Raw genomic sequence first — 19,187 nt, 5'->3', positions numbered from 1 at the left:
GTGCAACATGACTGGTCTGATTTTGCAAAACGTCGAGAAACACTACGGCTCGGCCTGCGCGGTAAAGGATGTGAACCTGCATTTGCCCGAGGGCAAACTGGTGTGTTTCCTCGGCCCGTCGGGTTGCGGCAAAACCACGTTGCTGCGGATGATCGCCGGGCTTGAAACCCTGAGCGGCGGTGAGATTCGCCTCGACGGTGAAGACATTGGTCATACGCCTGCGCACCTGCGTAATTTCGGCATGGTGTTTCAATCCCTGGCGCTGTTTCCGCACATGACGGTGGGGGAAAACATTGCCTATCCGCTGAAATTGCGTGGCGTGAGCAAGGCCGATCAGCAAGCGCGGGTGGTGGAATTGCTGGAGCTGATTCAGTTGCAGGAAATGATTGATCGCCCAGTGGCGAAACTCTCCGGCGGCCAACGTCAGCGCGTGGCGATAGCCCGGGCGATCGCCTCGCGACCGAAAATCCTGCTGCTGGACGAGCCGTTGTCGGCGCTGGACGCCAAGTTGCGCGAATCCATGCAGGTGGAGATTCGTCAGCTGCAACAACGGCTGAACATCACCACGATCATGGTGACTCACGATCAGCGTGAAGCGATGACCATGGCCGATATCGTCGTGGTGCTGGGTGAGCATCGGGTGCAGCAGGTGGGCACGCCGATTGAAATCTATCGCCACCCGGCCAATGAGTTTGTCGCGGACTTTATCGGTTCCGGGAACATCTTTGCGGCCACGGCGCTGGGTAACGGCAAGATTGGGCTGCCGGGCGGTGATGCCCTGGAGGTGCCGATCTGCAGCAGCATTGTGGTGGGGGAGAAGATCAAGATGCTGATTCGCCCAGAGGATCTGCAGCTGTCGCAACCGCAGGCTACGGCGGGCAATCGGCTGTTGGGCAAGGTGACGTTTGTGCGCGATATCGGCGCGACGATTGAAACCACAGTAGAGTGTTCCGGGGTGTCGTTTACCGCGCTGAGTACGCCGTGCCAGGGGTTGGGGTTGAGTATCGGCAATCCGGTCTCGGTGACGCTGCCGCCACAGGCTTGTCGGGTACTCAGCGCCTGACGTTAGAGGTGAGGGGCTTGTACTGGCCCCATCGCGAGCAAGCTCGCTCCCACATTGGATCTGCCGTGAACATAGAATTTGTGAGCACCTCCGACCGCCTGTAGGAGCTAGCAAGCTCGCTCCCACATTGGATCTGCTGTGAACACAGAGTTTGTGAGCACCTCCGACCCCCTGTGGGAGCGAGCAAGCTCGCTCCCACATTGGATCTGCCGTGAACACAGAATTTGTGAGCACCTCCGACCGCCTGTAGGAGCTAGCAAGCTCGCTCCTACATTGGATCTGCTGTGAACACAGAGTCTGTGAGCACCTCCGACCCCCTGTGGGAGCGAGCTTGCTCGCGATGAGGCCGGTCACTACACCGAAAAATCCGGATCAGACGGTCAATCGCAACCGCGCCAGATCCCGCAGCGGTGGCGCCCCGAACAATCGGCTGTACTCACGGCTGAACTGCGAAGGGCTTTCATACCCCACCCGATATCCCGCCGCCGCCGCTTCCAGCCCCTCGGCCAGCATCAGCCGCCGCGCCTCTTGCAGGCGCAATTGCTTCTGATATTGCAGCGGACTCATGGCCGTCATCGCCTTGAAGCGATGGTGCAGGGTCGACACGCTCAGGTTCACTTCCTTCGCCAGCTCATCAATGCGCAGCGGCTGTTCATAGTGGCCGTTGAGCCATTTGATCGCCTGGCTGATGCGATGGCTCTGGCTGTTGGCGATGGCGATCTCATACAGCCGGTGCCCCTGTTTGCTGCGCAACAAACGGTAGAGGATTTCCCGGCGAATCAGCGGCGCGAGCATGGCGATGTCTTTCGGTGTGTCCAACAGGCGGGCCAGGCGCAGCACGGCGTCGAGCATCGCGCTATCGATACGCTCGACATACAGCCCGCGCCCTGTGGGCCGGGTTGGAACGCCGAGTGGACCGGCGTCGGCAATCAATGCGGTGATTTCTGCCGGATCGATATCCAGCCGCACCGCCAGGATCGGTTCTTCGCTGGTGACGTTCACCACCCGCCCGCTCAGGGGCATCGAGACTGAGACCACCAGGTAATTCAGCGGGTCGTAGTTGAAGTACTCATCGACCAGCCGCACCTCTTTACGCCCTTGGGCCATGATGCACAGTGCCGGTTGCGCGAGCACCGGGGCGAAGTCGTGAGACTGGCTGTGGCGCGACATGCACAGCGAACCCACGGCCGTGGCATAGGTGCCATCTTCCTGGGTGTTGCGACGGATGATGTCGGCCAACTCCACGCGCTGGCGCTCCATGTCGGCGTCCAGCGGGGCTTGGAAATGATCGAGCGACGACATGCAAGGCATCCTCGGTGGGGGCATTGGAGATGGACGCAGCTTATGTTTGTGCAAGCAGAAGTGGTAGACACATCCTGCGAAAAGCTTGCCTGATTCTGCATGGGGTGGGTATTGGCTGCTGACAGGACTGTATAGGTTTCATTGGCGGATTCTGTGGTGAGGGGATTTATCGGAATGCCGCACCACCCCGTTGGGCCGATAAATCCCCTCGTCACAGGTAATTCACCAGGCCGCACGTGTGTAGACAGTAATGCCGATGGCAAGACAGTCTTGCTTGAAACCGGTATGTCATGGGGGTGGCACGTGGCGGGCGGTATTCACCGCAGTTTTGTGCAATGTCGCAGGATTGTGCAACAAGCCGGCAGGAATCGACTAACGGCACCTGCGCTGCGCCGCCTAACCTTTGATCCTGTCGCAGCCCGTTCCCCGGCTACTACGCGACTCCCTCGGAGGGTTGAACATGTCCAAGCAGATCCCCGTCAGTCATATGGCTTTCGTCCGTGCCCGCGCCGGGCGTTCGGCAGAACTCGGTGCGCGCCTGAGTGCGCTGATCGAACCATCCCGCGCCGCCGCGGGTTGTCTGAGTTTTTCGCTGCAGCACTCGCAGTGCGATCCCGACTTGTGGCTGGTGTCCGGCTTCTGGACCCATCAGCAGGCCATGACCGCTTACTTCAATACCCCGGCCATGGAAATTTTTGCCGAGCTGGTACAGGACCTGGTCGTCAACAGCCTGGATTTCCATACCTTCAAGGAGGTTTCGGCCTTTGAAGCGACCGGCCAGTCCGGGGCGTGGGTACACAAACTGGCGGGTTGAGGGTTTAATGAGCCCATTCTCACTTCACCAGGACTCGCGACATGGCACGTAAAGCCTTTGATCATTTTGAAGCTGTTTCTGCTGTAGTACCGGGCGAGGGTGGTTACCACGCCGCGATCGCCGTCAAAGCCCTGGGTGGATCGGGCGCGCCACGTTTTCACAAAGTGCTTGAGGGGCAAATCTTCAAGACCGCAAACGAGGCCGATCTGGCCGCCGCCAAAGAGCTGACCCGCCTCAAAGACGTCAAAGAAGACGCCGACCTGCTCTGGTAATTATTTGTTCGCCCCAGGGCGATACATCTTGAACAAGGCCTCTGGCCCCAGCTGGAAATAATCCGCCGGCCCGCCGCCGCGCAGAATCGGTTCTGCCGCGGCGGTGTCGTACACCCCGTCTTTCAACAGCCACTTGGCAATATGCACGGCGACCACTTCGCCGAGAATCAGCCAGCTCGGCACCACATTCCCGTCTGCACGCTGCAACTGAATGATCTGCGTGACCTTGCATTCGAAGGACACCGGGCTTTCTGCGACCCGTGGCACCTGAATGATGTTCGAGGCCACGGGTGTCAGCCCGGACAGTTCGAACTCGTTGACCTCGGGTGGCACCATCGCGCAGCTCTGGTTCATCTGCTCGGCCAGCGGGCGAGTGGCCAGGTTCCAGGCGAACTCGCCGGTCTGTTCGATGTTGTTCAGGCTGTCTTTGCGCCCGACGCTGGAAAATCCGATGATCGGCGGAATGTAGTTGAAGGCGTTGAAGAAACTGTAGGGCGCCAGGTTCAGGCGGCCGTTGGCATCCTGGGACGAAATCCAGCCGATGGGGCGCGGGCCGACGATCGCATTGAACGGGTCGTGGGGCAGGCCGTGGCCGTTGGCGGGTTCGTAGTAGTGGATGTCGTCGGGCATGGCAGGGGATTCCTGGAGGTCTTCAAGATGCGGCCATAGTGCAAGGGCGAGCCACCCATTTCCAGTCGAATACAGAACTCTGTGGGAGCGAGCTTGCTCGCGATAGCTATTTCATATTCAACATCAATGTTGATCGGTCTACCGTTATCGCGAGCAAGCTCGCTCCCACGGGATTTTTCGGCAATTATCAGGTATTTGCTCTCTCCAAAAACAACCAGGCCCGGCCGAAGCCGGGCGCTGAAGTCCTCTCAAGGTATCAGCTGTCGATACGGCCAAGGGCCGTTTTATCGGAGCCGTCAGCCCCACCGTTACCACCCCCGCTAGCCGCGACAGCGCCAGCCGTACCGGTGTGGTCGAAACCATCGGAGGCAACTGAGGAACCGGATTGAGTCGAGGTGCTTTGGGAGATGAAGGCCGCGGTGCCGGTTTTGTCGAAACCATCATCGGCGAAGGCATTGGCGGCCAGGACGGACAGGGCAAGGGCAAACATCAGTCGGGTTTTCATTTCAGTAACTCCATCGGATTAATCGAGCAGACGATTGCAGGATGGTTTTTACGCATTAACCGATGATTAATCCCCGGGGCGCCTTGCGTGACAGTTTTTTCATATGGCACCAACCTATTTTTCACTGCCGCACCGCCAGTCTGCACGCCGGCCATAACCACAAGAGCCGCTCGCCATCCGAACTGGAGTATTTCCCGTAATGAATAAGCTGCCTCAAATCACCCTTGCGTTCTGGGTGATGAAAATCTGTGCGACGACCCTGGGGGAAACCGCCGGGGATCTACTGTCTATGACCCTCAATGTCGGCTACGCCATCAGTTCGCTGATTCTGATCAGCGTGTTCGTGCTGACGCTGGTCACGCAGTTACTGTCGAAAACCTACAAGCCAGTGCTGTACTGGCTGGTCATTTTATCCACCAGCACTGCCGGCACCACCATGTCTGACTTCATGGACCGCTCCCTCGGGCTCGGTTATGCGATGGGGTCGATGATCCTGATTGCAATTCTGGCGGCGATCTTCACCGCCTGGCGTTTGAGCGGTGATTCGCTGAATGTCAGCAAGGTCCAGACATTCCGTGGCGAGATGTTCTACTGGATGGCGATTCTGTTTTCCAACACCCTGGGGACAGCCTTGGGTGATTACCTGGCCGACGACTCGGGCCTGGGTTTTGCTGGCGGCGCATTGCTGATCGGCTCGACCATCGCGGTGGTGGTCTTGCTCAAATACTTCACGAAGATTTCGTCGGTGCTGCTGTTCTGGATGGCATTCGTGCTGACGCGACCGTTTGGCGCGACGTTGGGCGATTTCCTGACCAAGCCCCATGAAAAAGGTGGTCTGGATTTTGGCACGGTCGGCTCGTCACTGGTGTTGGCGGGAATTTTGGTGGTGATGATTGCGGGGGCTGCGTTTGCGCAGAACAAGTATGGCAAGCGAGAGGTGGCGGGGCTGACCTGATAGACCAGGTCTGGGCCTTCGCGAGCAGGCTCGCTACCACATGGGTTTGGTGTACCGACCGATGTGGGAGCGAGCGGACTGCGTACGGCGTTCCGACGATGGGGCCATGACAGCCCCATCTATGCAACGGTCAGTCCGTCGTGATCCGCGAATGCTTGCGGGTGTCTTTCATGGTCACGTAGACCACCAGCGACACCGCGATGCACGCGGTGACATACCAGTAGTAACCGGTTTCCATGCCAATGCTCTTGAACCACAGGGCGATGTATTCGGCCGTACCGCCGAAAATCGACACGGTCAGTGCATACGGCAAACCGACGCCCAGGGCACGGATTTCAGTCGGGAACAGTTCGGCTTTGACCACCGCGTTGATCGAGGTGTAGCCGCTGACGATGATCAGCGCCGCCATGATCAGGAAGAACGCGCCCCACCAGGTCTGGACGGTATGCAAGGTCATGAGGATCGGTACGGTGAACAGCGTACCAAGTACGCCAAAGGCGATCAGGATCGGCCGGCGACCGATTTTATCCGACAGCGCGCCGACCAGCGGCTGTATGCACATGAACAGGAACAACGTGGCGGCGGAAATGCTGGTGGAGTCGGTGATGCTCATGCCGACTGTGTTCACCAGGTATTTCTGCATGTAGGTGGTGTAGGTGTAGAACGCCAGCGTGCCACCCATGGTCAGGCCGACGACGGTCAGCAGTTCCTTGGGATGACGCATCAAGGTGCGCATGGCGCTTTCCTTGGCTTTCTCTTTCTTGGTGAACGACTCGGTTTCTTCCATGCCACGACGCAGGTAAAGCGCCACCACGGCACACAGCGCGCCGATGGCGAACGGGATGCGCCAGCCCCAGGCGTACAGTTGTTCGGTGGTCAGTACCTGTTGCAGCACGATCAATACTGCCAACGCGATGAGCTGGCCGGAGATCAGGGTCACGTACTGGAAGCTGGAGTAGAAGCCGCGACGTTCCTTGGTCGCCATTTCGCTCAGGTAAGTGGCCGAGGTGCCGTATTCGCCACCGACCGACAGGCCTTGCAGCAAACGGGCGAAGATCAGCAGGATCGGCGCGCCAATGCCGATGGTTTCATAACCGGGGCTCAGCGCGATCAGCAGCGAGCCGAAGCACATCAGGTAGACCGAGGCCATCAACGCGGCTTTACGGCCGACGCGATCGGCATAAAGCCCCATCAGCCAGCCCCCGATCGGACGCATCAGGAAGCCCACGGCGAAGATCGCCGCGGTGTTCATCAATTGCGCGGTGGTGGAACCAGCAGGGAAAAAGGTTTTGGCAAAGTACAGGGAGAACGCGGCGTAAACGTACCAGTCGTACCACTCGACCATGTTGCCGACCGAACCGCTGAAAATCGATTTGATACGGCTGGTGGTGGTTCTTGGCTTGGCCAGCACGGCAGCCGCCCCAAGAGGCAGGGTATTGGAGTTATCCATTGAAGGATCCTTCGTTTAATTGTTTTTGTGGAGCGCGTTAAAACGCAGCCTGTGGGGGCTATAGCAGGAGCTGTGCCAACGGGGGAAGGGCCGGTTTAGAGGGGGTAGACGCGGTGGGTGAGCGGAAATCCGCTTGTTGTGGCGGGGTAGTGGGCGGAAAGTCGCTTATCCACCTGTGGATATGTGTTGTTTGTACCGGCCTCTTCGCGGGCAAGCCCGCTCCCACATTTGATCCGTGTACACCGGACCACTGTGGAAGCGGGCTTGCCCGCGAAGAGGCCAGTCAAAACAGCACAAACTCAGCTCCCAGGCAGGAACATCTCCCACAATGATCAGGTGTACACAGACCAAATGTGGGAGCGAGCTTGCTCGCGAAAGCAGTTTGTCAGCTGATGTAGAGGTTGACTGGCAGGACGCTATCGCGAGCAAGCTCGCTCCCACAGTAGGTTTGTGTCGGAACCAGAAAACTCGAAAATCCCGAAGAGCCAAAATGTGGAAGCGGGCTTGCCCGCGAAGAGGCCAGTCAAAACAGCACAAAACTCAGCTCCCAGGCAGGAACATCTCCCACAATGATCAGGTGTACACAGACCCACTGTGGGAGCGAGCTTGCTCGCGATGAGGCCGGAACAAGCAGCACAAAACTCAGCTATGAGGCAGGAACATCTCGCGCGCCAACCCATGGCGCTGCATCTTTTCATTGAAGGTGCGGCGCGGCAGTTGCAGCTCTTCCAGCACCGCTTTCACATCGCCCTTGTGGCGGGTCAGCGCCGCTCGCAGGCAATTGGCTTCAAACGCTTCTTGCTGCGCGGCCAGGGATTGCCCCGGTTCGACGCCCGCAGGCTCCGGCTCGTCGAGCCCCAGCACTTGACGCTCGGCGACGTTCGCCAGTTCGCGTACGTTGCCTGGCCAGTCGTGGCTCAACAAATGGCTCAATTGCGGCCCGCTCAACGGCGGGAACGTCCGGCCCAGGCGCTCGGCAGCTTTGTGTGCAAATGAGTCGAACAGCAGCGGAATGTCTTCCCGACGCTCGCGTAGCGGGGGCAGACGCAGTTGCGCGACGTTCAGGCGATACGCCAGGTCCTCGCGAAAACGCCCGGCGCGGGCTTCGTCCAGCAAGTCGGGTTTGGTCGCGGCAATAATGCGCAAGTCCACGGCAATACTCTGATTGGAACCCAGTCGCTCCAGCTTCTGTTCCTGCAATACCCGCAACAATTTGACCTGCTGCGCCAAAGGCATGCTTTCGATTTCATCGAGAAACAACGTGCCGCCGTCGGCGTATTCGAGCTTGCCGATGCGCCGACCCGCGGCGCCGGTGAATGCGCCGCTCTCGTGACCGAACAACTCGGCTTCGAACAGTTGTTCGGGAATCGCCGCGCAGTTCAGCGCCACGAACGGCTTGTCGGCCCGAGGCCCGAAGTCGTGCAGGCAGCGGGCGACCAGTTCCTTGCCGCTGCCGGTTTCGCCACGAATCAGCACGTTGACCGGCAGCGCTGCCAGGTCCAGCACTTGCCGGCGCAACGTCTGCAAACCACGGGACACCCCCAGCAGGGTCGCGTCGAGTTTGCTGCGGTTGTCCGCCTGTTCGTGCAGGGCGCGGTTTTCCAGCACCAGCCGGCGCTTTTCCAACGCGCGACGCAGGCTGCCCAGCAGCGTTTCCGGGCTGAAGGGTTTTTCCAGAAAGTCATAGGCGCCATCGCGCATGGCTTCGACCGCCATTGGCACATCGCCGTGACCGGTCAGCAGAATTACCGGCAGGTCGGGGTCGCGGCGCTGCACTTCGGCCAGCAGCTCAAGGCCGGTCATGCCGGGCATGCGCACGTCGCTGAGAATCACCCCGGGAAAATGCGCCGGCAGTTGCGCCAGGCACTCATCGGCCCGGCTGAATAGCTGCACCTCAAACCCGGACAGGCTCAGCCATTGTTCGACGGCACTACGGATGCTGCTTTCATCATCGACCACGATCACCGAATTCAGCATGACAGATGCGCCTCCAGATCAATCGGCAAGGTCAGGGTGAACACCGCACCGCTGCCCTGCAGTTGATTGGCGGCGCTCAAGCGGCCACCGGATTCATGGGCAATGGCGAACGATACTGCCAGCCCAAGGCCCAGGCCATCGCCCACCGGCTTGGTGGTGAAGAACGGGTCGAACACATTCGCCAGATGTTCCTCGGCGATGCCGCCACCGTTGTCGGCGACGCTCAGGAGCCACAGTTGTTCATCGGCTTCGAGGCGGATTTGCAGGCGCTTGCAGGGTTTGTCCTGCATGGCATCCAAGGCGTTGCGAAGCAGGTTGATCAGTACCTGTTCCAGGCGAATTGCATCGCCGCGCACCCAGGCCGGGCGCGTCAGGTGCAACACGATGCTGACGTTTTCGTCGCGCAGGCGCGCGTCCAGCAGTTGCAAGGATTGGTCGACCACTGCCGCCAGGTCCAGCCGCTCACGCAGGCCGCTGGGGCTTTTGCGGGCGAAGGTTTTCAGGTGACCGGTGAGGGCGGCCATGCGGGTCAGCATGTCATCCACCGGTTTCAGTGCTTTATATGCATCATCCACACGACCGTGATCAAGCAGTAGACGCAAGGTCGCCAGCTGCATGCGCTGCGCGGTCAGTGGTTGATTGATTTCATGGGCCAGCGCCGCCGACATCTGCCCCAGCGCCGCAAGTTTGGCCGATTGCACCAGGCCGTCCTGCGCCGTGCGCAGGTCGCGAGTGCGTTCTTCCACCAGTTGCTCCAGCTCTTCGCGGCTGCGTTGGCGCATCTTCGCCAGGCGCCAGCGCTGATTGAGGAACAGCACCAGGAACACCAGTGTCAGCCACGCGCCCGCGGCAGCAAGCCCGGCGTTGCGGCTGTCTTCGAAGGCGACCTGCGGGCGGCGCAGCAGGTGCAGGGTCCAGCCCTCGGCTGTCAGCGGCAGGGACTCCCACAGGTACTGCGCCGAACCTTCGGGGCCATCGACCCGCGCCAATTCGCTGTTCTCGTCGAAGCGCCGCAGCGACTGGTAGTCCAGTGGCGTCAGCGGTTGTTTGTCGTATTGGCGAGTGGCCTTGATCTCGGCGTGATCGCCGGCGTTCAGCGGCTGCAAATGGCGATAACGCCAGCCCGGCTGGTTGGCGATGAAGATGATGCCACGGGCATCGCTGACCAGCAGGGTGTCGCTGCCCAGGCTCCATTCGTGTTCGAGTTCGGGGAACTCCAGTTTGACCACCATGGCGCCGAGGAACTCGTCGTTATCGCCCGTCACCGCACTGGACAGGAAATAGCCCGGAATACCGCTGGTCACGCCGACCGCATAAAAGCGCCCGGTGCCCTGGGTTTTGGTCTGGCTGAAGTAGGGGCGAAAGCCATAGTTGTGACCGACGTAACTGCTGGGCAAGCGCCAGTTGCTGGCGGCCACGGCCAGGCCGGTGCGGTCGAGCAGTTCCAGGGTCGAGGATTTAGCGGCGCCGTTGATCTTTTCCAGTTTGCGGTTCAGCAGGTCTTGCTGCTCGGCGCTGATCGGGCCGCTGAGCGAGCTGCGCAGTTGCGGGTCCAGGGCCAGTACGGCGGGCAGGGCGCGGTAGCGGTCGATCAGCGAGTGCAGGGAGTTGGCATACAGCGCCAGTTGCTGATTGGCGCGGTCGGCATCCTCTTCCATCGCCTGATGCTCGGCGTGACGCATGGCGATGCCGGCGGCAAGGGCGGTGCCGGCGAGAATCAACAGGATATACAACGACAAACGTACGGTACGGGAAGTCGGCAGCATGCTGGCGCAAACAGGTAGAAAGTCGGGCGGGCACCATAGCATGGCGAACCTGTCGGGGGAGATAACGGCGACCGTTCAAGCGCTTTTTGTCAGACATGAAAAAACCGGCCTGTCGTTGCCGACAGGCCGGTTTTTTTAAGGAAGGGAAAGTGCTTACTGCACTTCCACCGCCAGGCTTTCACTGATCTTCTTTTGCCAGATCGCAGGACCGGTGATGTGTACCGACTCACCCTTGCTGTCCACCGCAACGGTGACCGGCATGTCCTTGACGTCGAACTCGTAGATGGCTTCCATCCCCAGTTCGGCGAACGCGACAACGCGGGATTTCTTGATGGCTTGCGCCACCAGGTAAGCCGCGCCGCCGACGGCCATCAGGTACACGGCTTTGTGGTCCTTGATCGCTTCGATCGCGGTCGGGCCGCGCTCGGATTTGCCGATCATGCCCAGCAGGCCGGTTTGCTCGAGGATCTGACGGGTGAACTTGTCCATCCGCGTAGCAGTTGTCGGACCGGCAGGGCCAACTACTTCTTCGCGCACCGGATCAACCGGGCCGACGTAATAGATGAAGCGACCCTTGAGGTCCACCGGCAGGGTTTCACCCTTGTTCAGCATCTCGACCATGCGCTTGTGCGCAGCGTCGCGACCGGTGAGCATCTTGCCGTTGAGCAGCACGGTTTCGCCCGGCTTCCAGCTCTGCACGTCTTCCGGGGTCAGGGTGTCGAGGTTGACGCGACGGGCCGACGGGCCGGCTTCCCAGACGATTTGCGGGTAGGCGTCCAGCGGTGGCGCTTCCAGCGACGCCGGGCCGGAGCCGTCGAGCACGAAGTGGGCGTGACGGGTGGCGGCGCAGTTGGGGATCATGCACACCGGCAGCGAGGCTGCGTGGGTCGGGTAGTCCATGATTTTCACGTCGAGCACGGTGGTCAGGCCACCCAGGCCCTGGGCGCCGATGCCCAGTTGGTTGACCTTCTCGAACAGCTCCAGACGCATCTCCTCGATACGGTTGGACGGGCCGCGCTTTTTCAGCTCGTGAATGTCGATGGATTCCATCAACACTTCCTTGGCCATGACCGCGGCTTTCTCGGCGGTGCCGCCGATGCCGATACCGAGCATGCCCGGTGGGCACCAGCCGGCGCCCATGGTCGGCACGGTCTTCAGAACCCAGTCGACGATCGAGTCGGACGGGTTGAGCATGGCCATTTTCGACTTGTTCTCGGAGCCGCCGCCCTTGGCAGCCACGTCCACTTCCACGGTGTTACCCGGAACGATGGAGTAGTGAATCACGGCCGGGGTGTTGTCCTTGGTGTTCTTGCGAGCGCCCGCCGGGTCGGCGAGGATCGAGGCACGCAGGACGTTTTCCGGCAGGTTGTAAGCCCGGCGCACGCCTTCGTTGATCATGTCGTCCAGGCCCATGGTGGCACCATCCCAACGCACGTCCATGCCCACACGCACGAACACGGTCACGATGCCGGTGTCCTGGCAGATCGGACGATGGCCGGTGGCGCACATGCGCGAGTTGATCAGGATCTGCGCCATGGAGTCACGGGCCGCTGGCGATTCTTCGCGCAGGTAGGCTTCGTGCATCGCCTGGATGAAATCCACGGGGTGGTAATAGGAAATGAACTGCAGGGCGTCGGCAACGCTCTGAATCAGGTCGTCTTGCTTGATCACGGTCATGAGTCGCGCTCCTCTAAAAGACGGGAACATTCAATAAGGTGCTTGCAGCTTGGGTGTATCGGTCGGTTGCAAGCACCTTTCAAGGCACGCCGGGGCAGCTGGCGCGACGCTAAAAAGGCGCGGCAGTATACCGCGCCTCGGTGGCGGGTACACATTGGCTTTTGGTTGGAGACGACCTGTGGTGACGTGCTTGCTGTGGTGAGGTAATTGCTGTGGCAGAGGCTACTGTGGCGAGGGGGCTTGCCCCCGTTGGAGTGCGAAGCGCTCCCCCAGCATTCCTTCATATATACCGCATCGGTAGATTTGACGACTGCTGCGCAGTCGAACGGGGGCAAGCCCCCTCGCCACAGGTAATCCGGCTGCCACGCAGGTATCAAAAGTCCATGAATACGGAGCAAAAGGGTCAGGCTTCTGACGCCATTTTTTCGCGCCTAAAATTGAATGGTTATTTATCAGGCACGTCACTAAAGTGGCATTCGGCCTGTAGAGTAGGACACTCCGACAGCCTCCCTTTTCCGGTGAGTCAACGATTGACCCATAACGCCATCCAGCGCCTGTTGCTTAAACGTTTTGCCCTCGCGGCCGGCACCTATGCCCTGGCATTGCTGCTGCTGTGGCTGGCGTTTTTCACCGGTCACTACGATGCGCCGCTCAACAGCGTGGCCATCGGCAGTGCGCTGGTGGTCATCAGTCAGGCGGCGTTGTTTGCGTTGTTTTACAGCGGCTGCAACCTGCGTTTTTCCGACCCCAGCCTGACCGAAGCTCAAGTGCTGCTGGGCCTGGGTTGGCAAACCTGGCTGATCGCCCATCTGGGCGATGCTCGTGGCGCGTTCCTGGTCTTTTACGTGTTGATTCTGCTATTCGGCCTGTTCCACCTGTCACGCCGTGCCTTTATTCGCTGCGCCGTGCTGGTGTTCTTCAGTTTCAGCACCATCACGCTGTGGGAGGGCTATCATTTCCAGCTACCCAATCCGGCCCTGGCGCTGCTGCAGGTGTGCGTGCTGCTGATCGTGCTGGTGTGGCTGGTGCTCTACGCCCGTTACGTTCAGGTCTCGCGCCAGCGCATGCGTCAACGGCGCTTCGCCTTGCAGGCGCACCAGGACACCCTGCGCGGGATGATGCGCCAGCTTGAAGACCTGGTGGCCACCGATGAGTTGACCGGTCTGTTCAACCGTCGCCATTTTCTGCGCCTGGCCTCCCGTGAGTTGAATGCCATGGACGCCGACGTGGTGCATGGCCTGGCGCTGATTGATCTCGACCACTTCAAACGCATCAACGACATTCACGGCCATGCCGCTGGCGATCAGGTGCTGCAAGCCTTCGCCGGCGTCGCTGGTGCCTGTCTGCGCGATGGCGATGTCTTGGCCCGGTATGGTGGCGAAGAGTTCGTGGTGCTGTTGCCGGACTGCGATGCCGAGCGTTTGACCGCGTGTTGCGAGCGGCTGCGCATCGCTTTCACCGATGTCGAGTTGGTTGGCTTGAATGTGCGCAATCTCAGCCTGTCGGCGGGCATGACTCTGCTGGAGCTGGGTGATGATCTCGATGACGCCTTGCAACGTGCGGATCAGGCGCTGTACCGCGCCAAAGCTGACGGGCGCAATCGTTGCGCGGCGGCGTGGGAGAATCTCGATGCCTGAGTTGCGGATCGGCGAAAATCGATGGACGGTGGCGGCGGGCAGTAACCTGCTCGATGCCTTGAATCAGCACGGTGCGGCGGTGCCCTACAGTTGCCGCGCCGGCAGTTGCCACGCGTGTCTGGTGCAGTGCGTCCAGGGCCTGCCTGCTGACAGTCGGCCCGATGCCTTGAGCGCTGAACAGCGTCAGCAAGGCTGGCGTCTGGCGTGCCAGTGTCAGGTGATCGAAGACTTGCAGGTGCAGACCTTCGATCCGCAGCGCGATGGTCGCCCGGCTGAAGTGGCCGCCGTCGACTGGTTGAGCGCCAGCGTGCTGCGTTTGCGCCTGACCCCGCAACGGCCGTTGCGCTACAGCGCCGGCCAGCATCTGGTGTTGTGGGCGGGCAACGTGGCCCGGCCATACTCGTTGGCCAGCTTGCCGGAAGAAGACCGTTATCTGGAGTTTCACCTCGATTGCCGCCAACCCGGCGAGTTCAGCGATGCGGCGCGACTGTTGAAGATCGGCGATCCGGTCCGCCTCGGTGAACTGCGTGGCGGCGCTTTGCAATACGACCCCGACTGGCACAGCCGTCCACTGTGGCTGTTGGCTGCCGGTACGGGTCTGGCGCCGTTGTTCGGCGTATTGCGTGAAGCGCTGCGCCAGGATCATCAGGGCGCCATCCGGGTCATTCACCTGGCCCATGATGCGGATGAACACTATCTGGTCAAACCCCTGCAGGCCATGGCCGAGGGGCGTGCCAACCTGAGTGTCGAGCTGTGGACCCCGGCCATGTTGCCCGCGGCTTTGGCACAACTGCGGCTTGTTTCCCGGCAAACCCTGGCCTTACTCTGCGGTTCACCCGACAGCGTCGACGCCTTTGCCAGGCGTCTGTACCTGGCGGGACTGCCGCGCAATCAACTGCTGGCCGATGTGTTCTTGCCCCGTGGTTGAGCGCGGATCGTTTAACGACGCGAGACTCGCCATGACCGATGCCATCCAACTTGAGCGTGAACGCGGTCTGTTGACCCTGCGCCTCAACCGTCCCGACAAGAAAAACGCCCTGACCCGTGCCATGTACAGCCACTTGGCCGAGGCATTGAAACAGGCTGACGTTGATCCTGAAATCAACGCCGTGCTGATCACAGGCTCTGCCGAGTGCTTCACCGCCGGCAACGACATCGCCGATTTCCTCCAACAACCGCCGGGCAATCTCGACAGTCCGGTGTTCCATTTCATGCTCAATCTGCTCGAATGCCGCAAACCGGTGATCGCCGCCGTGGCCGGGGCCGCGGTAGGCATCGGCACGACCATGCTGCTGCATTGCGATCTGGTATATGTCAGCCGTGATGCGCGGCTGCGTATGCCGTTCGTCAACCTGGGGCTATGCCCGGAGTTCGGTTCCAGCCTCATCCTGCCGCGCTTGCTTGGCCACGCAAAAGCCGCCGAATTACTCTTGCTCGGTGAAGGCTTCAGTGGTGAACAGGCTGCGGCGTGGGGCATTGCCACCCAAGCGTTGGGCAGTGGCGAAACGGCACTGGCCAAGGCGCGGGAGATGGCGTTGCGGTTTGAGTCGCTGCCATTGGAAGCGGTGCGAGTCAGCAAGCACTTGATGAAGGCGCCGGATCGGGCGTTGATTCGCCAGGTGATCGAAGAGGAGGGCGTGTTGTTTACCCAGCGATTGCGTTCACCGGAGGCGGTGGCGGCGTTGTCGGGGTTTATCAACAGGCACTGAGCTTTGTGGTGATTAGGCGGGCTTCTTCACGAGCAGGCTCGCTCCCACGGTTGATCTGGGCTGTGCTCAGATTATGTATTCACCACATAACCTGTGGGAGCGAGCTTGCTCGCGATGGCGCCAGCCCTGACCACACAGCTTCAGGATCAGAAAGCAAAAAGCCCCGCCATTCACATGGCGGGGCTTTTGTTTTTCAGCCGCCGGTCATTCAGACCATCGGGTCGCCAACATGCAGGATTTTCATCCCGTTGGTGCCGCCGATGGTGTGGTAGCTGTCGCCCTTGGTCAGGATGACCCAGTCGCCTTTCTCCACGACGCCGCGCTTGAGCAACTCGTCGATCGCGGCCTGGCTGACTTGCTCAGGCGGCAGCGATGCCGGGTCGAACGGTACGGTGTAGACGCCACGGAACATGGCCGCGCGGGCCTGGGTTTCGCGGTGCGGGGAGAATGCGTAGATCGGCACCGAGGAACGGATGCGCGACATGATCAACGGCGTATAGCCACTTTCGGTCAAGGCGATGATGGCCTTTACACCCGGGAAGTGGTTGGCGGTGTACATGGCGGCCAGGGCGATGCTCTGGTCGCAGCTTTCGAAGACCTTGCCGATACGGTGGCTGGAGGTCTTGCTGGTCGGGTGCTTTTCAGCGCCGACACAGATGCGTGCCATTGCCTGCACGGCTTCCAGCGGGTACAGACCGGCAGCACTTTCGGCCGAGAGCATCACGGCGTCGGTGTAGTCGAGCACGGCGTTGGCCACGTCGGACACTTCAGCGCGGGTCGGCATCGGGTTCTGGATCATCGACTCCATCATCTGGGTCGCGACGATCACGGCCTTGTTGTGGCGGCGTGCGTGCAGAATGATTTTCTTCTGAATGCCCACCAGTTCGGCGTCGCCGATTTCCACACCCAGGTCACCACGGGCAACCATCACCGCGTCGGACGCCTTGATCAGCGCATCAAGTGTTTCGTCGTCGGCCACGGCTTCGGCACGTTCGATCTTCGCCACCAGCCAGGCAGTACCGCCAGCCTCGTCGCGCAGTTGACGGGCGTATTCCATGTCGGCGGCGTCGCGCGGGAAGGACACGGCGAGGTAGTCGACTTCCATTTCCGCGGCGAGCTTGATGTCGGCCTTGTCTTTTTCAGTCAGGGCTGGAGCCGTCAGGCCACCGCCACGACGGTTGATGCCTTTGTGATCCGACAGCGGACCGCCGATCAGCACGGTGCAGTGCAGTTCGGTCGCAGTAGCGGTATCGACGCGCATGACCACGCGACCGTCGTCGAGCAGCAGCTCGTCGCCCACACCGCAGTCCTTGACCAGGTCCGGGTAGTCGATGCCGACCACTTGCTGGTTGCCTTCGGTCAGAGGATGGCTGGTGGAGAAGGTGAATTGATCACCGATCTTCAGCTCGATCTTCTTGTTGGCGAATTTGGCGATACGGATTTTCGGGCCTTGCAGGTCACCCAGCAGGGCAACGAAGCGGCCGTGCTTGGCAGCGAGGTCACGCACCAGCTTCGCGCGAGCCTTGTGCTCGTCGGGGGTGCCGTGGGAGAAGTTCAGGCGGGCGACGTCCAGGCCAGCCAGAATCAGCTGTTCGAGAACTTCCGGCGAGTTACTGGCCGGGCCAAGGGTAGCGACGATTTTGGTACGACGGACGGACATGCAAAGACTCCTGAGTTCAAGCGCTGAGTGAGGCTACTATGCTCCGTGTCTGTAGTCATTGTTCGTTTGCACTACTTTTATATCTTTAAACGAACATTTTTGCTGACCACCAGCCTGAAGATTTTGCGCAACGGGTCGATACAGAGCTCAAGACAGGAGAACCCCCATGCGATTCGCGCTCATTGCCGTCCTTGCCCTCAGTGTTGTGGGCTGCACCCGTTGGTCGATGAACCATCATTTGAATAACGCCTACAGTGCCTATGACCGTGGCAATTGCGAGCAGGTGATGCTCGAGCTGTCCAAGGTCGAGCGCGACAGCCGTGCAAGGCCTTATGTATGGCCGGAGGTGTCAATGATGCGCGGCCAGTGTCTGGAACGACAGAAGCTGTATATCGACGCTGCCCAGACCTACCAATTCATCATCGCGTCCTACCCGCAAAGCGAATACGCCTACCGCGCTCGTGCCCGCCTGGAAACCCTGCAGAGCCTGGGGCATTACCCGCCGCGCGCGACTGCGGTGGCCCGTCCGACGCAATTCTGATGGCAGTTATCATTTAAAGCCTGGCCGAGCGTTGGCGGTGAGCTATAGTCGAATGATCCGGTGTTGGAGCCTCCCCTCTACACTGGCGTGACACCTGTGACTGGCGGCGATAAGCGGCAGCGATTGATCGAATGTCGCACCGGGAACGGGGAGAGCGTGTCCGCAGAGGCGCGTTCCGAAGCATTAGTGCGGTCCTGCTTAAGGACCTTGCGTAGCGAATTCAGCATGTTTACTGACCGCCGGATCGAGCGGCATCAACTGCCGTATTTTCTGAAAGTGTTCAACAGCATCACCGACAAACCCATCGGCTTCCTGGGCAACCTGTCCGAAGACGGGCTGATGCTCATCAGCCAGTTGCCGATGATGGTAGGTGCTGACTTTGACTTGCGTCTGAAAATCCCGGCCAGCGACGGCTGTTTTCAAGTCATTGATTTGCGGGCGAGCTGTCTGTGGTGCCATGAAGACGCCACCCCCAAGCACTATGACGCCGGATTCAGCCTGCAACGGGCATCGCCGGAGTATGGGCAGCTGGTGGCGGCGTTGCGGCAGTACTTCAGCTTTCAGTCGTTGCCTGCTTCGGCCTGAAGGAAACTTGTGTTTGATGCCACCATCGCCACCGGGCTCTCACAAAGAAATGCCTTTCAATGTGGGAGCGAGCCTGCTCGCGAAGGCCTTGATGCGAGCAAAACCTGATCGGGTTTGAACGCCAACCTGCGTCCATCGCCAGTTCGCGCTCAAGCGTCTTATCCGCCCGCAGCAGACCCAACTCACTCAACGGATAGAGCACCATCGCCAGTTTGAATGGCAGGTTACCGTTCGTCTGGACTGTCATTTATCACAGGTAGGCACGGGGCGCTGAGCCGGATTGAATGTGCAGGAACCTCATCGACTCCGATGAGTAAGGGAGATCAATCCATGACTAGCGAACAACAACTGCCGCCACCTGCCATCACTATCCCGCCGGAGAATAAAGTAATCAGAGACCGTGAAACTCTCGTCAAGGGTAGTTGTAAAAAAGACGCCACCCACGTCGAAGTGATTCTCAGGAAGACGGATGACGAAAGCTTTGAAGAGGTGAAGGTATTGAATGTAAATGACCAGAACCATTGGGAGGTGGTTTTCGGGGGGCTGACTCAGGGGCCTCACTTTTTGGTGGCTCGTCAGACCAACGACGACAGCCGGTCAGAGCTTTCTGCGCCTCGCAACTTTTTGGTCTTCCCGTACTAATC

The 19,187-nt window shown here is 60.2% G+C and carries 18 protein-coding genes; 10 read left to right on the top strand and 8 right to left on the bottom strand.

What is annotated here, in order from left to right; genetic code table 11:
• The first annotated feature begins 7 nt into the window (after nt 1-7).
• Entirely contained in the window at nt 8-1,063 is a 1,056-nt protein-coding gene (locus POF45_RS09530; RefSeq protein WP_259496133.1) for an ABC transporter ATP-binding protein, read from the top strand.
• Between the two features lie 372 nt (nt 1,064-1,435).
• Here POF45_RS09530 and POF45_RS09525 read toward each other — a convergent pair whose 3' ends face one another.
• Nucleotides 1,436-2,365 (bottom strand): AraC family transcriptional regulator, encoded by a 930-nt coding sequence (locus POF45_RS09525; RefSeq protein ID WP_259496132.1) that lies wholly within the window; start codon nt 2,363-2,365, stop codon nt 1,436-1,438.
• Between the two features lie 460 nt (nt 2,366-2,825).
• On the opposite strand from POF45_RS09525, the gene POF45_RS09520 reads away from it, so the two are divergent.
• Entirely contained in the window at nt 2,826-3,179 is a 354-nt protein-coding gene (locus tag POF45_RS09520; protein ID WP_259496131.1) for a putative quinol monooxygenase, read from the top strand.
• Nucleotides 3,180-3,220: 41 nt separating this feature from the next.
• The gene (locus tag POF45_RS09515; protein WP_259496130.1) at nt 3,221-3,451 is read left to right on the top strand and encodes a hypothetical protein; all 231 of its coding nucleotides are present in this window, start codon (nt 3,221-3,223) and stop codon (nt 3,449-3,451) included.
• Here POF45_RS09515 and POF45_RS09510 read toward each other — a convergent pair whose 3' ends face one another.
• A complete protein-coding gene (locus POF45_RS09510; RefSeq protein WP_259496128.1) occupies nt 3,452-4,081 on the bottom strand; it encodes a flavin reductase family protein in 630 nt (209 codons plus the stop codon).
• A gap of 256 nt (nt 4,082-4,337) precedes the next feature.
• Nucleotides 4,338-4,586 (bottom strand): hypothetical protein, encoded by a 249-nt coding sequence (locus POF45_RS09505; RefSeq protein WP_259496126.1) that lies wholly within the window; start codon nt 4,584-4,586, stop codon nt 4,338-4,340.
• 199 nt (nt 4,587-4,785) lie between these two features.
• Here POF45_RS09505 and POF45_RS09500 point away from each other — a divergent pair, with 199 nt between their 5' ends.
• The gene (locus tag POF45_RS09500; RefSeq protein ID WP_259496125.1) at nt 4,786-5,541 is read left to right on the top strand and encodes a COG4705 family protein; all 756 of its coding nucleotides are present in this window, start codon (nt 4,786-4,788) and stop codon (nt 5,539-5,541) included.
• A 130-nt stretch (nt 5,542-5,671) separates the two neighbouring features.
• On the opposite strand, the gene POF45_RS09495 is transcribed toward POF45_RS09500, so the two are convergent.
• From POF45_RS09495 to POF45_RS09480, 4 genes are all read right to left on the bottom strand, one after another.
• Nucleotides 5,672-6,991 (bottom strand): MFS transporter, encoded by a 1,320-nt coding sequence (locus POF45_RS09495; protein WP_259496123.1) that lies wholly within the window; start codon nt 6,989-6,991, stop codon nt 5,672-5,674.
• Nucleotides 6,992-7,633: 642 nt separating this feature from the next.
• Entirely contained in the window at nt 7,634-8,968 is a 1,335-nt protein-coding gene (locus tag POF45_RS09490; protein WP_259496122.1) for a sigma-54-dependent transcriptional regulator, read from the bottom strand.
• On the bottom strand, nt 8,962-10,734 hold the full coding sequence (locus tag POF45_RS09485) for an ATP-binding protein (RefSeq protein ID WP_259496121.1): 1,773 nt from the start codon (nt 10,732-10,734) through the stop codon (nt 8,962-8,964). The genes POF45_RS09490 and POF45_RS09485 overlap by 7 nt, the downstream gene beginning before the upstream one ends.
• A 153-nt stretch (nt 10,735-10,887) precedes the next feature.
• Nucleotides 10,888-12,411: a fumarate hydratase gene (locus POF45_RS09480; protein WP_259496119.1), complete on the bottom strand. Its 1,524-nt coding sequence runs from the start codon at nt 12,409-12,411 to the stop codon at nt 10,888-10,890.
• 530 nt (nt 12,412-12,941) lie between these two features.
• On the opposite strand from POF45_RS09480, the gene POF45_RS09475 reads away from it, so the two are divergent.
• The 3 genes from POF45_RS09475 to POF45_RS09465 are packed head-to-tail and all read left to right on the top strand — an operon-like array spanning nt 12,942 to nt 15,757.
• Nucleotides 12,942-14,048 carry a GGDEF domain-containing protein gene (locus POF45_RS09475; protein WP_259496117.1) on the top strand — a complete coding sequence of 369 codons (1,107 nt, stop codon included), beginning with the start codon at nt 12,942-12,944 and terminating at the stop codon, nt 14,046-14,048.
• Complete coding sequence (locus POF45_RS09470; RefSeq protein ID WP_259496116.1) at nt 14,041-14,976, top strand: iron-sulfur-binding ferredoxin reductase; 936 nt, start codon at nt 14,041-14,043, stop codon at nt 14,974-14,976. Before POF45_RS09475 ends, POF45_RS09470 begins: the two co-directional genes overlap by 8 nt.
• Nucleotides 14,977-15,007: 31 nt before the next feature.
• Nucleotides 15,008-15,757 (top strand): enoyl-CoA hydratase-related protein, encoded by a 750-nt coding sequence (locus POF45_RS09465; protein WP_282315572.1) that lies wholly within the window; start codon nt 15,008-15,010, stop codon nt 15,755-15,757.
• A 208-nt stretch (nt 15,758-15,965) separates the two neighbouring features.
• On the opposite strand, the gene pyk is transcribed toward POF45_RS09465, so the two are convergent.
• Nucleotides 15,966-17,417 carry a pyruvate kinase gene (gene pyk, locus POF45_RS09460; RefSeq protein ID WP_259496114.1) on the bottom strand — a complete coding sequence of 484 codons (1,452 nt, stop codon included), beginning with the start codon at nt 17,415-17,417 and terminating at the stop codon, nt 15,966-15,968.
• A 166-nt stretch (nt 17,418-17,583) separates the two neighbouring features.
• Between pyk and POF45_RS09455 the strand changes: the two genes are divergently transcribed.
• From POF45_RS09455 to POF45_RS09445, 3 genes are all read left to right on the top strand, one after another.
• Nucleotides 17,584-17,958: a tetratricopeptide repeat protein gene (locus POF45_RS09455; RefSeq protein ID WP_259496113.1), complete on the top strand. Its 375-nt coding sequence runs from the start codon at nt 17,584-17,586 to the stop codon at nt 17,956-17,958.
• 225 nt (nt 17,959-18,183) lie between these two features.
• Nucleotides 18,184-18,543 (top strand): PilZ domain-containing protein, encoded by a 360-nt coding sequence (locus POF45_RS09450; protein ID WP_259496111.1) that lies wholly within the window; start codon nt 18,184-18,186, stop codon nt 18,541-18,543.
• 330 nt (nt 18,544-18,873) lie between these two features.
• Entirely contained in the window at nt 18,874-19,185 is a 312-nt protein-coding gene (locus POF45_RS09445) for a hypothetical protein (protein ID WP_259496110.1), read from the top strand.
• The last annotated feature ends 2 nt before the right edge of the window (nt 19,186-19,187 follow it).

The organism is Pseudomonas fungipugnans, assembly GCF_029955235.1.
Taxonomy (GTDB): domain Bacteria; phylum Pseudomonadota; class Gammaproteobacteria; order Pseudomonadales; family Pseudomonadaceae; genus Aquipseudomonas; species Aquipseudomonas fungipugnans.
The sequence above is the reverse complement of the archived record's forward strand: the minus strand, read 5'-3'. Positions and strand labels throughout refer to the sequence as shown.